Raw genomic sequence first — 14,169 nt, 5'->3', positions numbered from 1 at the left:
CATATGGACCCGATCAAGACCCGCCGCGACGGTGCAATCCTTGAGGTGACACTGGACCGGCCCAAGGCCAACGCGATCGATCTGGCAACCAGCCGCATCATGGGGCAAGTGTTTGCCGAGTTTCGCGATGATCCCGAGCTGCGCGTCGCCATTCTGACCGGCGCGGGCGAGAAGTTCTTTTGCCCCGGCTGGGATCTGAAGGCCGCCGCCGATGGTGACGCGGTTGACGGGGACTATGGCGTTGGTGGATTCGGTGGTCTGCAAGAGCTGCGTGATCTGAACAAGCCGGTGATCGCCGCGATCAATGGGATCGCCTGCGGCGGCGGGCTGGAACTTGCTATCTCAGCCGATATGATCCTGGCCGCCGAACATGCAACCTTCGCCCTGCCTGAAATCCGGTCAGGCACTGTTGCGGATGCGGCAAGCGTCAAGCTGCCCAAGCGCATCCCTTATCAAATTGCCATGGAGCTTTTGTTGACCGGACGTTGGTTTGATGCCGAAGAGGGCCACCGCTGGGGTTTGGTCAATGAAATCCTGCCCGCCGATCAATTGATGAATCGTGCTTGGGAGCTGGCGAGATTGCTCGCATCTGGCCCGCCGCTTGTTTATGCAGCCATAAAAGAGGTCGTGCGCGATGCCGAAGACAGCAAGTTCCAGGACGCAATGAATCGTATAACCAATCGAAAGCTGCGCACGGTTGATATTCTCTATTCCAGCGAGGATCAGCTTGAAGGGGCAAAGGCCTTCGCCGAAAAACGCGAACCGGTCTGGAAGGGAAAATAGGGATCGATACAACAGCGCCCATCACATTGGCGCAGATTGGCACCAATGTGATGAGGCAATTTTACTCAGAACCTGCTTTCCTTAATCCGCGATTCAGGCCACAGCTAAGTTTATACATATGATGTAGCTTCAAAGCGGCCCTATGCAGGACAAGAAATCAGAACCAGAGCTTGAGATCGGGCGCACCTTGCAGCGATTACGGCAAGAGCGGAACCTCACTGTCACCGAGCTTGCCGCCCAGGCAAAAGTGTCTGCCCCCATGATCAGCCGGATCGAAAACGGTCACGTGTCGCCTTCACTCGGCACTTTGCACGCTTTGTCAGATGCGCTTTCGGTCTCATTGATGGCGTTGTTCAGTCATACAGACACGGCGGCAGATGTGCATCATGTGCCGTCAGGCACAGGCCTGCCCTCGCGTCGGATTACACAAGATCACGCACATGACTATTCTCTATTGGGTAAGCACAGCGGGCCCAGCGGGTCATTTCAGTCCGCTCGAATCCGCATATCAAAACAAGACCAAAATACGCTGCCGAACTATCAGCATGAAGGTTACGTCTTTATCTATATGATCGAGGGGAATGCGACGTATGGCTGTGGAACCGAAGAGTTTCCGATGTCGGCAGGTGACACACTTAGCTTTGATGCAAAGCTTCCACACGGGGTCCGAGAAATCCTATCGGATGAAATAGAGTTTATTACCGTATCAACACGCCCACATTGAAGCGGCGTGGGTGCAACGATTTCGATTACGTTGGCACTGCCAAGACCGTGGTGCTTAAAACAACTTGCGAAAGATGCTCGGTAATGGAAATACCTTTGACATGAAGATTACCTTCCGACAGGTCGATGCTTTCCGAACCGTCGTGTCCACCGGGACCGTGACGGAAGCCGCGACCATGCTGGGCATTTCGCAGCCTGCGGTTAGCCGTCTGCTGTCCGATCTAGAAGCCGAAGTTGGATTTGCCTTATTCCAACGCTCTGGCCGGGTGCTTGTCCCAACGGACGAGGCGCGCCTTCTGGTTGAAGAAGTGCGCCAGGCAGTCAGCGGCATGGAGCATATCAAGCAAGCGGCACAGGCGATTGGTAACTTTGGCCATGCGCGGCTTAGTTTGGTGACCACACCAGCCTTTGCTTCGGAACTGGCCCCGGATCTGATCCGCGCCTTTGCCTCTGCCTGTCCAGAAGCCATGGCCCGGCTCGAATTTGAGGCCAACGATGATTCCGTCGAATGGCTGGTGTCGCAGAATTATGACTTTGGGATTACATCAAGCATTCCATCAAACCCCTCCTTCGACAGCCTGATGCTAGCGGATGATGATGTGCACTGTGTTCTGCCAGAAGGGCATCGGCTGACTGACAAAGCGGTTATTCAAGCGCGTGATCTGGCCGATGAAAGCTATGTCTCCTACATGGGATCGTCGCGTTTCCGGTTTGAAGTTGACCGCTTTTTCGAGGCCAAGTCCATATCGCGCAGCATGAAATATGAGACCCGCACAACCGACGGTGTCTGCCGGTTGGTTGCGCGTGGGCTTGGCGTTTCGATTGTTGGTATGTCAAAAGGGCATTCGGGAATGATCCCGGGGTGTATCACCCGCCCATTTGCCGCGCCGTTGAACTTTCAAACAGTTCTCTTTTGGTCAAAAAACAGGCCCCTTTCGACGGTCGCGCAGATCTTTCTAAACCTTGCAAAAGAAACGCTCAGCTCTGATTGAGCGCTGTTCGAAACGTCTGCCGGGCCTCCGCGCTATGAATATAGCCATAATCACGCGGATAAGGTTTTCCCGCCCGAACCTCCATTGAGATAAATTGCGGACCAGGCGTAGCCAATATGTGAGGCAACGCATCTTTGAACAGGTCCAACTCGCTGAAACCCTGCGATCCGACATACCCGGCTGAGCGGGCGAAGCCGACAAAATCAACTCGGTCGGCACCGGGCAGTGGGTGTGAGCCATTTACCTCATACACACGGTTCGTCGCCACAAAATGATACAGATTGGCCGGGCTGGCGGCGGCAATCGTGACCAGTGAACCCAGATTCATCAGCAGGCTGCCATCCCCATCCAGCACGATCACCCTCCGATCCGGATTGGCCAGAGCCAAACCCAGCCCATGCGAACTCGCCTGCCCCATCGCCCCAACAGCCACATAATTCAGGTCACGTGGATTCAGGTGCAGCCAGTCAAAACAGCTTTGATACACGGCGACCACGATATCACGTTCGCGGACATGTGGGATCAACGCGCTCAGCGCGGTGTCGCGATCTATGATCATTGAACCTCCGGAGTGCGGCCAATCAGAAAGATATGAGGGTGTGACCCGGCATAGGCCGCCGCAACTGCCTGAGGAATATGTTCAATATCTTCAGGCTCTTCGATCAGCGAATGCGATATCGCCATCGCATCCAGCACAGGACGGATGATCCGCACTCCATAAGACGCAGATTGATCAGGATGGACATCAGGTTCCTTTCCCTGCAACCCAACCATCATCACGACAGGCAGTTCATAATCCATACCAATTGCACGGATGGCATTCAGTGAATCCATCAGTCCTGTCTGCTGCATCATCAGCAAGGCACGGGTTCCGTTATAGGACATTGCCGCACAGATGCTGACACCTTCATCCTCTTTGCAGATACGCGTCAGTCGAAATTCGGGGTCATTTGAGATCGGCCAGAGCAACCCGTCGCTGGTCACTATGTCAGGCAGCGCAACAATCTCTCGGATACCCGAGGCTTTGATCCGCGCGATGATTTCCACACCTGACGGATGAGCGATGGCGGCTGCATCACTTGCCGGATGGATCGCCGCGCCCATTATTCTGCGCCCTCCAGAAACTCGGCAATGCCATCCCTTACCGCAGTTAGCTCATGAGATTGGCCAATAGTGATACGGATATAGTCCTTGTAGGCAGGTGATGCGAAGCGGCGCACGGCGATTCCCTTTAGGCGCAGGAACCGTTCAACCGCTTCGGCTGACTTTTCTGGATCGGGAAAATGAACCAGCAGAAAGTTTGTTTGGCTGGGCACAATCGGCAAACCTAAGGCCTGCAATTCTGAAGTAATCCAATTACGTCCCCTACGATTGGCCTCGTACACAAATTGCGTGTGCACCCGGTCATCAAGAGCTGCGATGGCTGCGGCTGCAGAAGATGATGCAACCGGAAAGGTCAGAGCAATCCGGCGGGCTGTATCAACAACGTCCGATGGTCCGAATAACCATCCGACTCGTGCGCCCGCTAGGCCATAGATTTTTGAAAACGTTCGGCACATGACAACGTTGCTGGCGTCTTCCACCAACCTGTGTGCAGGTTCGTAATCTTCAGCATCAACATATTCTTCATATGCCGCATCGATCACCAGCAATACGTTGCCTGGAAGCGCGGCGTACAATCGTCGCACTTCGGCCCCGCTAAGGTAGGTTCCAGCCGGGTTTTCGGGATTGGCCAGATACACGATACGCGTTTTATCCGTCAGCGCCGCAATCATCCGATCAACTGAAGGCTTATACATATCATCTGGCACCGAGATCACGTTAGCATCGTTGGCATACGCATAGTTTGGCACTTTCAGATAGCCATTTGCGCTGCGTATCAGCTCGGTCCCCGGGCCCAGATAAGCCCGGGCCAGGCGTGCCAATAAGTCATCCGACCCTTGCCCGGTTGTAATCAACGAAGGATCAAGGCCGAAATGCGCACCGATGGCAGGTGCAAGAATTTTGTCGGGATTCTCAAGATATCGCTCGATATCGCTCATCGCGGCCCGCGCTGCCGCACGCGCAGTTGGGCTGGGACCAAAGGCACTTTCATTCGAGTTCAATAGAATGGACGCAGGCGTACACCCCTCAATCACCGAGCTTTTCATATGCGGTGCAATATTTTCTATTCCCATTTTCGCTCGGGCTACGACCATTGGATTCCCCGGGGCTTGTCGTTCGCTTCGGTTATCAACTTTATATCACATATTGATCATATATTTTCATAACACTTGCAATAATATTATGCTACAAAGGCTGCGTTCTTCAGCAATACGGACTGTCATGGCCGAAACGCAAACCTCGCAAAAAAGCAGACTTCAGTTAACAATCGATCTGGACTCGCCTGGCCTACATGCGGGGGATGTGATGCTGAAATGGTCGGATAATTCTATACCACTTGGCTATCATCCCATCCCGATCCTCAGTTTGCGCGGATCAGAGGGGCCCACAGTTTTGATCCTGGGCGGAACACATGGGGATGAGTTTGAAGGTCCGGCGGCAATTCTGCGGTTGGCCGAGAAGTTGAAACCGGAACAATTGTCTGGGCAGGTTATCTTGATGCCTGCGCTGAATGCCCCCGCGCTGGCAATATCTTCGCGAGTTTCGCCGCTGGACGGGCAAAACCTGAATCGCGCCTTTCCTGGCGATCCGAATGGTGGCCCCACTGCGATGATCGCCCATTTTGTCGAAACCGTAGTTCTGCCGCGCGCAGATGCAGCAATTGACCTGCATTCAGGGGGAAAAGCCTCGGTCTTTGCGCCTTGTGCTCTGGCATCGCGATGTGCGGACGCTGGCCTGACCCAAGCGAACATTGATCTAGCAAATACGTTTGGACTCCCTCTGATCTGGATGCTGGGTGAGCACAACGACAATCGCTCGGTCAATTCGGCCGCCGCCCGCGCGGGGGTGCCAATGATCGCGACTGAACTGGGCGGCGGCGGCAATGTGACCCCTGAAATCGTGAACGCCGCAGAAGCCGGGCTACTGCGCTGTCTGACGTATTTGGGGATACTTGATGAAACCCTCCCCGCCCCGACGTCGGCGCGTCAGGTCGAAATCACTTCGCCTCTTGATTCACTCTACGCCCCAGCAGACGGGTTGTTTGATCGATGTGTATCAGCGGGCCAAGAGGTGCAAGCGGGCGATCTTGCCGGATATCTACGCTTTGCTGACGATCCGGGCAGGTCGGCGCTTGAACAGAAATTCACCAATAGCGGCTTTGTGCTGGCGCATGGCAATCGCGGCATGGTGCGGCGTGGCGACCTTTTAGCGCTGGTTGCACAGGACGTAACAGACAGCAATTAGATGCGAACATATACTCCATTTATCTCGGGCAGATTTCTTCCTTGGCAGGGCGATACGATCGCCAGCATTAATCCGGCAGATGGCCGGGAATGGAGCCGCATCGCCCGATGTGGCGCGGCAGAAGCCGATGCAGCGATCCGCGATGCTGACCACGCATTCCGCAACGGTCCGTGGACAGATCTGGGCTCGGCGGGGCGTGCTGATATGCTTGATAGGTTGGCTGAAACGCTGCAGGAGCGCTGGGAAGAGCTGGTTGAACCAGAAATCCGGTACAACGGCAAACGAATCACCGAAGTGCGCGGCCAGTTTTCTGGATTGCACAGTTGGTATCGCCATTTTGCGTCCGAGGTACGCGCACTTGCCCCCGTAAAACAAAACAACGCCACCCCCGGCGTGACGAGCACAGGGCATTGGCTGCCCTATGGCGTGGTGGTCGCCATTACACCGTGGAACTCCCCCCTCATGATCCTTGCATGGAAGCTCGCCCCGGCCTTAGCTGCCGGCAACACAGTGGTTGTGAAACCCTCTGAAATGGCGTCGGCCTCGACCCTCGAATTTGCGCGGTTGATGACTGAGGCTGGACTACCGCCCGGAGTATTGAACGTCGTAACCGGACTGGGCCATGAAGTTGGAGAGGCATTGGTGCGGCATCCATTGACTCGCAAAGTAAGCTTCACAGGCTCAGACGCTGGTGGGCGCAAAGTGGCTGAAGCAGCTTCGTGTCACGTTACTCCCACCACGCTCGAGCTAGGCGGAAAATCCCCGCAGATTGTGTTTGCAGACTGCGATCTTGAGAACGCTGTAAACGGCGTGATGTCGGGGATCTTTCTATCGAATGGGCAAACCTGCGTTGCTGGGTCGCGGTTGATCGTCGAGGCCTCGATCAAAGACAGGTTTGTATCACGATTGCTGAATCGTGCCCGGGCGCTAAAGTTGGGCGATCCGATGGATCCAACCACTCAGATCGCGCCGCTGGCGAACCAGCCGCATCTGCGTAAAGTCACCGAGATGATTGCGCAGGCGAAGGCAGAAGGTGCAATTTGTCTGCTTGATGGCGTTGAAACAGCGGCGGGTCGTTCAGGATATTATGTTGGCCCAACTATTTTTGATCAGGTCACTCGGGATATGCAGATCTGGCACGAAGAAGTGTTCGGCCCGGTTCTGGCCATCACCACATTCGAATCCGAAGGCCAAGCAATCGATCTTGCCAATGACAGTGATTATGGCTTGGCCGCTGGAGTCTGGACAGCGGATTCAGCCACAGGCGCGCGGGTGGCCGGGGCCATCTTGTCCGGCACAGTCTATATCAACCACTATCGCAGCGTCGATCCCGGCAGCCCGATTGGCGGCGTAAAGCTGTCAGGATATGGACGCGAATTAGGGCCGGACGCGATCAAGGACTACTTACAGGCAAAGTCCATCTGGACTGGCACCGCGCCCGTTCCTGATCCGTTTCCGTAATGGCGGGTGCATACGCCTCGGCCCAAGGCCATATTAACGTTTCAGCCCGTTGTTCCGCACCAAATACCCATCCATCCTATTATAACTTTTTGACATGTGTGCGGCGTTATGAATACATTGATGTCATGATTTGAAAGGTGGCGTCGTGCTCGGCGCTAGCGGTGATCGGGTCTCCTCGAAAGGCGGGACACAGACATTCTGCAAAAGTGGAGGTAATGGATGAGCAAACCGGTTGAACACGGTTCCTTCGCAACCCCAGAAGGGAACTTCCGGGGTCACGATCAGCAAAGCGTCTGGTCACAGCAGCACGATCCGGAACTAACCGAAGTTGGCCCCGGCACCCCGTGTGGTGAGTATCTGCGGCGGTTCTGGATGCCGGTTGCAATGACAGATCAGATTGGCGATCTGCCTTATCGCATTCGAATTCTGGGTGAAGATCTTGTGCTGTTCCGGGAAAAGAAACATGGGCGGCTGGGCTGCACGCATCTACATTGCTGTCATCGTAACATGAGCCTTGAATTTGGCATCGTCGAAGAGGGCGGCATTCGCTGTTCGTACCATGGCTGGAAATATGGCTTGGATGGAACTGTTCTGGAAACGCCCTGCGAACCGCCCGCGTCTCAGGTCAAAAAGAAAGCTTGTCTGGGCGCCTATCCAATCATTGAATACAAAGGGTTGGCTTTTGCATATATGGGGCCGACAGACAGCATCCCGCCCTTCCCGGTCATGGATACGTTCGACGATGACGGCGATGAACTTGTACCCTATCTGATAAAATCGCCCTGCAACTGGCTGCAGGTGATGGAAAACGCCTGGGACCCGTTCCATGTGGTCTATCTGCATACCAAAGCAGCGCGCGTGCAGTTTCACGAAGCATTCGCGCACATGCCGATGATCGAGTTTCACGAAAGCCAGACCGGAGATTTTTACACCAATGTGCGAAGAGATGGTAATTTCATCTGGGTCCGCGTGCATGATCATATGTTACCCTCGTTTACTCAGAACGGAGGGCATTTCCCGATCCCGGATCGCTCTCGATACTTTGGCCGGGGCGGATTGACCCGCTGGATCACGCCAATTGACGACACGAACACCATGGTCATCGCGTGGCGCCATTTCCGCGAGGAACGGTTCAATGATGACCCACGCGGCATGACCAATCGCGATGAAGTCGGGTATGGCACGACCGATTTCTACGGCCAGGGGCCAGATCGTCCCTATGAGATGCGCCAACGTGATCCCGGGGATTACGATGCGTGGGTCAGCCAGGGACCAATCAACATTCACGCGCGCGAGAACCTGTCATTTACAGATCGGGGCGTGGCGAAAGCGCGCAGAATGCTGCGCAATGCAATCCGGGCGTTACAGGACGGGAAATCCCCTGCGCAGCCAACCGACAATTTCGACGGAATCATCCCGACCTATGCTGGTGATACGGTGCTGAAAATCCCCTTGCAAGAAAACCGTGACGATGGCGCATTGCAGAAGGAAGTCTCATTCAAAGTGGCGGAAATACTGAAATCCGGAGATCATCTTCAGGGACATGAGCGCCGCGCCTTTATCGAAGATGCTCTGAAGGCATATGAGGCAAGTTGGGCATGACAGGCCGCATTCCTCACAACCCCGGACGGGTCGAATGGTCGGGTGAAAACCCCGGTATTTACCTCAAACAAAGCCCCGATCAGGAACATTATGACACGCTGGCATTGTTCTTCCGCGTCGTTCTGTCCCCCTACGGGCGCGGGAACGCCGCGATCGTTTTGGGTGCTCCGGACGAAGCGCGCGGCTGGCCACATGTGCCAAACCTGATCATGACGGATAACCAGCGCATGATGCGGTGGATTGTCGATGGATGGGTTAGCAAAATGCCTACTTTTGTTGGCAAACCCGGCCTGAATGCGATGAGCTGGTTGGATTGTGACAGTGTCGAAAAGCGCCCCGGCGATCTGAAGACACGCTATTCGGAAACCCTGCGCGGTTCGGGTGTGACCCTTGAGATGATCTGGGAAGACATGGGGCCGCCCTTACCGGTTGAAGTGACCAAAGAAAATTCGGCCACCAAAGAGCATGAGATGTATTCGGTCTTCCTCGAAGCCAAGAAAGCCCAAGTCAGAATCAACGGCACTGCCCTACGCGGCCGGGTGGCGGATCGGCAGTTCTTTGGCCGAAAGATGAGCACCGCTTTCCTCGCATTCTCTGAAACATGGGTCACGCCGCAGGAGGATACGCAATGCCTCTGAATGAACCGATCACACCCGGGATTGTCGATTGGACCGGCGAAAACCCCGGCATCCTTTTGAAGGATGAGGACGACAATTTCAGCGCAATGGCTTTGTTCTTCCGCGTCGCTTGGTCTCCAGTGGGACAAGGGCAGGTGCTGCTGCTATATGGCTCCCCCAATCAGATTGAAGGACCGCCGGAAGCACCAAATGTCATTCTCAGTGACAACCCCGAACTGACAACGTTTTTGAAACAGAATTTCATCAGCAAGCTCGCTGCGTTCGCAACTGCGCCAGCCTTTGCCACCCTGCCTGAAATTGGCGCTCTGGCGGTGCGTTCATCCGGTGATCCGATGAGCCATCGCTATACCGAAACCATCTCGGGCGGCACCTTGACGATCGAGCTTGTCTGGGAAGGTTTTGAACCGCCCCACGCGCTGGAGCTTTCACCGCATGAGGTCGCCTCGGGTGAGCAGAACATGTTCTCGCTGCTGGTCCCTGCCCGTTCGGCACAGATCATCGTTAATGGCCGGGCGCTGCCGGGCAAGTTGGGGACACGGGTTCAGGCCGGGTATGAGACCACGACGGCCTTCTTGTATTTCTCAGAAACCTGGATCATCCCGCCGGAGGGGTCATGACCCTGCATCCCGCTGATCGGCTGGCGTTTGACCGAGCCATGGTGACACAGCCGGTTTGGAATCGGTTCGATACTGCCGCTGATGCATTCGGCTTACCCGAAAATGTCCTGTTGCATGCGGGCCCTGCCTTTGCCACGCCTGAGGATGTGACAGCGCCGATTCTGAACTCGGCCTGTGTCGCGGCTGTTTGGGATGGTCTGGCCAAAGACTTTGATCAAGCCGAAGCGATGATCAGAGCCGGTGAAATTATTCTGCGCCCTGCACAGGATCATGATGTGGTTACACCGTTGGCGGCCGTGGTTTCGGCGAATATGCCATTGCACACCGTTTATGATGCATGGCGCGGTCAGAACCGGGTTTTCACTCCGATCAATGGTGGCGCGCGGCCTTCCTTACGCTTGGGGCTGAGGTCCGATGCGGTATTGAACCATATCGGATGGTTGAACACGCGGTTTCTGGAGGTTTTGCAGAACGGATTGGCCGAGGGCATCGCCTTGGTGCCGTTGGCTGTTCAAGGCCTGATCGGTGGGGACGATTGCCATGGGCGCACCCCCGTCGCCACCAATGCGCTGATTGAAGAGCTAATGGATCGCTCACCCGCCCGTATCCAAGATGACGACGTGCTAGAGTTCATGGCGCAATCGCCGTCACTGTTTCTCAACCTGTGGTTGGCGGCCACCAAGATCATGATGAAGCTGGCCGAGGGGGTCGAGGGTTCCAGCTTTGTGACCGCGGCAGGCGGCAACGGGCGCGAGGTTGGCATCCAGATTTCAGGCCTTCCAGGGCGCTGGTTCTCAATCCCGGCGACGCCTCCAAAAGGGAAATTCGACACCGATTTGCCCGCAGACCGGGCGCTTGGTGCCATCGGCGACAGTGCCGTGGTTGAGGCATTTGGTCTGGGTGCAATGGCCATCGATCTAAGCCCCGAACAGAAGAAGGGGCTGGGCGCCTATCTGCCCGGCAACGCAGGGGCGCGAACACAAAGCCTCTCGGTTGGCGAACACCCTTATTTTCAGGCCCTTGACGTGAAGCTGGGCTCGACCGCGCGCGGCGCAATGGCCCAAGGTTCAGGTCCGATGATTGGCCTTGGAATCCTTGACCGGCTGGGTCAAGCGGGTCGATTGGGTGGCGGTATTTATGACATGCCAGTTGATCCGTTCGCAGACGCCATACGAGCTTTGGAGCATGAATAAGCTGAACCAGCTCAGCGCCTCAGACCTTGCCCAGCTCATCAAACAGGGCGTGGTTAAACCTTCGGAGGTCATGCAAGCACATTTGGATCGCATCGCGTTGAGAGAAGCCCAGGTCGGAGCTTTCCAATATCTGGATGCTGAACGGGCCATGGAACGAGCGCGGCTCGCGGACAAACAGCGTGATCGAGGGCCGCTGCATGGTGTACCTTTTGCCATCAAGGACATTATCGATACCGATGACATGCCGACCGGCTGGGGTAGCGATTTGTACTGGGATCGCCAACCAGATCAAACTGCCGCCTGCGTGCAGGCCTTTCTGGACGCGGGCGCGATTCCCTTGGGCAAAACGGTCACCACGGAATTCGCCTATTTCCGCCCCGGCAAGACAGCCAACCCGCATAATACGAACCACACACCGGGCGGGTCCTCATCGGGTTCCGCTGCGGCCGTCGCAGATTTCATGTCCCCACTGGCATTTGGATCCCAGACGGCTGCTTCCTTAATCCGTCCAGCCGCCTACTGTGGCGTTTATGGATTTCGGCCAACGATCCACGGCTACCCGCTGGATGGAGTCATGGGGCTATCGCAAAGTCTGGATACATTGGGCGTTCTGGCCCGAGACCCGCGTGATCTAGCGCTCGCTGACGCGGTATTGCGTGGTATCGATCCTCCGCCCGAACCACAATTCGAGGATAGATTGCCCCGAGTCAGCCTGATGCGGGGTCCGCATTGGGCAGACGGTTCGATCGAAATGCGCGACACCTGCACCCGCGCTTTGGCCGCACTAGCCGCCGCAGGGGCAGAGACGGGGGAGGTGAGCCATCCTCAGATTTTTGAAAAGCTCACGGCGGCCCATCACACTGTGATGAGCTTTGAAGCCGCCCGGCTGCGTGAGAAGGAGTTCGAAATCGGTGAGCCCTCAATCAGCCAACAATTCTTCGCCTTGTTGGTTGCGGGTCAACAGATCAGCGAAGCGGACTATCACCAAGCCTTGGCGACGCGGGATCGAGCAATCGCAATCCTGGATCAGTTGTTCCGAGACGTTGACGCTTTGCTGGTGCCATCTGCGGCTGGTCCGGCTCCGCGAGGTTTGGAAGCAACGGGTGATCCGCTGTATTCGCGCATGTGGAACTTGCTGCAAGTCCCCACTGTAGCTATCCCCTTCGGCACGGATCAGGCTGGGCTTCCCCTGGGCGTGCAACTCATAGCCCCTCGTGGCGGAGATTTTCACCTTCTAGATATTGCGCATTGGGTCAGCGGCGTGCTTAAGCCCTAAATTCCCTTGCGCGATTGCCATCCGATCAGGCTGAGACATGCGAACAATACAGCTGCCACACAGACAATGGATGGGCCGGCTGGCGTGTCAAATACGTAAGCGGCCCTTAGCCCTGCCGCTACAGAAAACGCACCGATCGCCGCTGCAATCAAAGCCATCGACTCAGGTGACCGCGCCAAACTGCGCGCGGCCGCAGCCGGAATGATCAGCATCGCAGCGATCAGAAGAACACCCACAACTTTGATTGCCACCGCGACGGTTACCGCAAGGGATAGTGTAAGTATCAATTGCTCTCGTTTGGGGTCGAAACCGCTGGCATAAGCCAGTTCTTCATTCATTGTCGCCGTCAAAAGCTGCGACCAACGCCAAGTGATAAGCCCTACGACAAGCCCTGCGCCACCCCAGATTACAACCAGATCGGTGCGCGAGACTGCAAGGATATCCCCAAAGAGATATGCCATCAGGTCGATGCGAACACCCGACAAGAAAGAGACCGCGACAAGACCGAAAGCAAGCGCGGAATGCGCCATTACGCCCAGAAGCGTATCCATCGCGTAGCCCCGTCGGGACAACAGCGTCACGGTCAGCGCCATTGCAAGTGCAACGGCCAGCGCCCCAGTGAAGACTGACATCTGAAACGTTAGCGACAAGGCAACGCCAAGGATCGCGGCATGCGCTGTGGCATCCCCGAAATAGGCCATTCGTCGCCAGACTACAAAACATCCAAGAGGAGCCGCCGCAAAAGCAACGCCAACACCAGCAAGCGTTGCGCGCATCATGAAATCGTCAAGCATTATTCGGCGGCTTCCTGAGAATGTTCAGCGTGATCATGATCATGGTCGTGATCATGTCGATAGAGGGCCAGTGCACCCCCGGTTCCTGTTCCAAACAAGGCACGGTATTCCGGGGCCGAGGCCACAACGGCGGGCGAACCCTGGCAACACACATGGCCATTGAGACAGATCACCCTGTCAGATGCGCTCATGACGACGTGCAATTCATGGCTGATCATCACGATGGCACAGCCGGTCTCGCGTCGGACCTCTTCGATCTGATGATAAAACGCCGCTGATCCGGGTTGGTCGAGGCCCTGAGTTGCCTCATCCAACAACAGGACATCAGGTCTGTTAATCAGGGCGCGGGCCAGCAAAACGCGCTGAAACTGGCCGCCAGATAATTGCGACATCTGGCGTTTCAACAGATCTGGCACCCCCGCGGTTTCAAGCGCTTCCACGCATTGCTGCCTCGATACACGGTCGGTCAGGCGCATGAATCTTTCGACCGAGATTGGCAGGGTTGGATCGATGTGCAGCTTCTGCGGCACATACCCAATCTTCAGCCCAGGTTTCAACGAAACCAATCCGACCGATGGCTTGGTCGCACCGATGATGGCACGCAGCAGGCTGGTCTTGCCCGATCCGTTCGGGCCTACAATCGTAACGATCTCACCAGCCTCAATCGTCATGTCGACATGGCGCAGAACGGTATTCGTGCCATAACGCACGCTGAGGTTCTCAACGGTGATCAGGGTCATGT

Annotated in this window: 15 protein-coding genes; 10 read left to right on the top strand and 5 right to left on the bottom strand. The window is 56.0% G+C overall.

Translation table 11 applies throughout. The annotated features are described in order from the left end of the window. Positions 1-3 precede the first annotated feature (3 nt). The 3 genes from ACR0B3_RS11925 to ACR0B3_RS11915 all read left to right on the top strand — a co-directional run bounded on the left by ACR0B3_RS11925 (position 4) and on the right by ACR0B3_RS11915 (position 2,498). Positions 4-783, top strand: a complete 780-nt coding sequence (locus ACR0B3_RS11925) for a carnitinyl-CoA dehydratase (RefSeq protein WP_480809269.1) — start codon at positions 4-6, stop codon at positions 781-783. 142 nt (positions 784-925) lie between these two features. Next, on the top strand, positions 926-1,507 hold the full coding sequence (locus tag ACR0B3_RS11920; protein WP_480809268.1) for a helix-turn-helix domain-containing protein: 582 nt from the start codon (positions 926-928) through the stop codon (positions 1,505-1,507). A 100-nt stretch (positions 1,508-1,607) separates the two neighbouring features. Continuing rightward, positions 1,608-2,498, top strand: coding sequence for a LysR substrate-binding domain-containing protein (locus tag ACR0B3_RS11915; RefSeq protein ID WP_480809267.1), 891 nt, complete (start codon positions 1,608-1,610; stop codon positions 2,496-2,498). Here ACR0B3_RS11915 and ACR0B3_RS11910 read toward each other — a convergent pair. Genes ACR0B3_RS11910 through ACR0B3_RS11900 form a run of 3 tightly spaced genes read right to left on the bottom strand, consistent with a single transcriptional unit; the run spans position 2,485 to position 4,696 of the window. After that, positions 2,485-3,057 (bottom strand): thiamine pyrophosphate-dependent enzyme, encoded by a 573-nt coding sequence (locus ACR0B3_RS11910; protein WP_480809266.1) that lies wholly within the window; start codon positions 3,055-3,057, stop codon positions 2,485-2,487. The two genes, ACR0B3_RS11915 and ACR0B3_RS11910, sit on opposite strands and share 14 nt — an antisense overlap. Beyond that, positions 3,054-3,602: a decarboxylase gene (locus tag ACR0B3_RS11905; protein WP_170723274.1), complete on the bottom strand. Its 549-nt coding sequence runs from the start codon at positions 3,600-3,602 to the stop codon at positions 3,054-3,056. Before ACR0B3_RS11905 ends, ACR0B3_RS11910 begins: the two co-directional genes overlap by 4 nt. Then, complete coding sequence (locus ACR0B3_RS11900; RefSeq protein ID WP_480809265.1) at positions 3,602-4,696, bottom strand: pyridoxal phosphate-dependent aminotransferase; 1,095 nt, start codon at positions 4,694-4,696, stop codon at positions 3,602-3,604. Before ACR0B3_RS11900 ends, ACR0B3_RS11905 begins: the two co-directional genes overlap by 1 nt. Before the next feature lie 211 nt (positions 4,697-4,907). On the opposite strand from ACR0B3_RS11900, the gene ACR0B3_RS11895 reads away from it, so the two are divergent. The 7 genes from ACR0B3_RS11895 to ACR0B3_RS11865 all read left to right on the top strand — a co-directional run bounded on the left by ACR0B3_RS11895 (position 4,908) and on the right by ACR0B3_RS11865 (position 12,633). After that, a complete protein-coding gene (locus ACR0B3_RS11895) occupies positions 4,908-5,846 on the top strand; it encodes a succinylglutamate desuccinylase/aspartoacylase family protein (protein WP_480809264.1) in 939 nt (312 codons plus the stop codon). Beyond that, a complete protein-coding gene (locus tag ACR0B3_RS11890) occupies positions 5,847-7,307 on the top strand; it encodes an aldehyde dehydrogenase (protein ID WP_480809263.1) in 1,461 nt (486 codons plus the stop codon). A gap of 219 nt (positions 7,308-7,526) precedes the next feature. Then, positions 7,527-8,909: a Rieske 2Fe-2S domain-containing protein gene (locus tag ACR0B3_RS11885; protein ID WP_480809262.1), complete on the top strand. Its 1,383-nt coding sequence runs from the start codon at positions 7,527-7,529 to the stop codon at positions 8,907-8,909. Further along, complete coding sequence (locus ACR0B3_RS11880) at positions 8,906-9,547, top strand: hypothetical protein (protein WP_480809261.1); 642 nt, start codon at positions 8,906-8,908, stop codon at positions 9,545-9,547. Before ACR0B3_RS11885 ends, ACR0B3_RS11880 begins: the two co-directional genes overlap by 4 nt. Then, positions 9,538-10,164 (top strand): hypothetical protein, encoded by a 627-nt coding sequence (locus ACR0B3_RS11875; protein WP_480809260.1) that lies wholly within the window; start codon positions 9,538-9,540, stop codon positions 10,162-10,164. Before ACR0B3_RS11880 ends, ACR0B3_RS11875 begins: the two co-directional genes overlap by 10 nt. Then, positions 10,161-11,357 (top strand): YlbE family protein, encoded by a 1,197-nt coding sequence (locus ACR0B3_RS11870; protein WP_480809259.1) that lies wholly within the window; start codon positions 10,161-10,163, stop codon positions 11,355-11,357. Before ACR0B3_RS11875 ends, ACR0B3_RS11870 begins: the two co-directional genes overlap by 4 nt. After that, a complete protein-coding gene (locus ACR0B3_RS11865; RefSeq protein ID WP_480809258.1) occupies positions 11,350-12,633 on the top strand; it encodes an amidase in 1,284 nt (427 codons plus the stop codon). Before ACR0B3_RS11870 ends, ACR0B3_RS11865 begins: the two co-directional genes overlap by 8 nt. On the opposite strand, the gene ACR0B3_RS11860 is transcribed toward ACR0B3_RS11865, so the two are convergent. Beyond that, on the bottom strand, positions 12,630-13,427 hold the full coding sequence (locus tag ACR0B3_RS11860; protein WP_480809257.1) for a metal ABC transporter permease: 798 nt from the start codon (positions 13,425-13,427) through the stop codon (positions 12,630-12,632). The two genes, ACR0B3_RS11865 and ACR0B3_RS11860, sit on opposite strands and share 4 nt — an antisense overlap. Beyond that, positions 13,427-14,167 (bottom strand): metal ABC transporter ATP-binding protein, encoded by a 741-nt coding sequence (locus tag ACR0B3_RS11855; protein ID WP_480809256.1) that lies wholly within the window; start codon positions 14,165-14,167, stop codon positions 13,427-13,429. The genes ACR0B3_RS11860 and ACR0B3_RS11855 overlap by 1 nt, the downstream gene beginning before the upstream one ends. Positions 14,168-14,169 lie beyond the last annotated feature (2 nt).

This window comes from Ruegeria sp. CE9, assembly GCF_056537425.1.
Note: the sequence above shows the minus strand (reverse complement) of the source record. Positions and strands in the feature narration are given on the sequence as shown.

Excerpts from the sequence above, each read along its gene's own strand:
- ACR0B3_RS11925 (WP_480809269.1), top strand. The coding sequence starts at position 4 with ATGGACCCGATCAAGACCCGCCGCGACGGTGCAATCCTTGAGGTGACA.
- ACR0B3_RS11920 (WP_480809268.1), top strand. The coding sequence starts at position 926 with ATGCAGGACAAGAAATCAGAACCAGAGCTTGAGATCGGGCGCACCTTG.
- ACR0B3_RS11915 (WP_480809267.1), top strand. The coding sequence starts at position 1,608 with ATGAAGATTACCTTCCGACAGGTCGATGCTTTCCGAACCGTCGTGTCC.
- ACR0B3_RS11910 (WP_480809266.1), bottom strand. The coding sequence starts at position 3,057 with ATGATCATAGATCGCGACACCGCGCTGAGCGCGTTGATCCCACATGTC.
- ACR0B3_RS11905 (WP_170723274.1), bottom strand. The coding sequence starts at position 3,602 with ATGGGCGCGGCGATCCATCCGGCAAGTGATGCAGCCGCCATCGCTCAT.
- ACR0B3_RS11900 (WP_480809265.1), bottom strand. The coding sequence starts at position 4,696 with ATGGTCGTAGCCCGAGCGAAAATGGGAATAGAAAATATTGCACCGCAT.
- ACR0B3_RS11895 (WP_480809264.1), top strand. The coding sequence starts at position 4,908 with ATGCTGAAATGGTCGGATAATTCTATACCACTTGGCTATCATCCCATC.
- ACR0B3_RS11890 (WP_480809263.1), top strand. The coding sequence starts at position 5,847 with ATGCGAACATATACTCCATTTATCTCGGGCAGATTTCTTCCTTGGCAG.
- ACR0B3_RS11885 (WP_480809262.1), top strand. The coding sequence starts at position 7,527 with ATGAGCAAACCGGTTGAACACGGTTCCTTCGCAACCCCAGAAGGGAAC.
- ACR0B3_RS11880 (WP_480809261.1), top strand. The coding sequence starts at position 8,906 with ATGACAGGCCGCATTCCTCACAACCCCGGACGGGTCGAATGGTCGGGT.
- ACR0B3_RS11875 (WP_480809260.1), top strand. The coding sequence starts at position 9,538 with ATGCCTCTGAATGAACCGATCACACCCGGGATTGTCGATTGGACCGGC.
- ACR0B3_RS11870 (WP_480809259.1), top strand. The coding sequence starts at position 10,161 with ATGACCCTGCATCCCGCTGATCGGCTGGCGTTTGACCGAGCCATGGTG.
- ACR0B3_RS11865 (WP_480809258.1), top strand. The coding sequence starts at position 11,350 with ATGAATAAGCTGAACCAGCTCAGCGCCTCAGACCTTGCCCAGCTCATC.
- ACR0B3_RS11860 (WP_480809257.1), bottom strand. The coding sequence starts at position 13,427 with ATGCTTGACGATTTCATGATGCGCGCAACGCTTGCTGGTGTTGGCGTT.
- ACR0B3_RS11855 (WP_480809256.1), bottom strand. The coding sequence starts at position 14,167 with ATGACCCTGATCACCGTTGAGAACCTCAGCGTGCGTTATGGCACGAAT.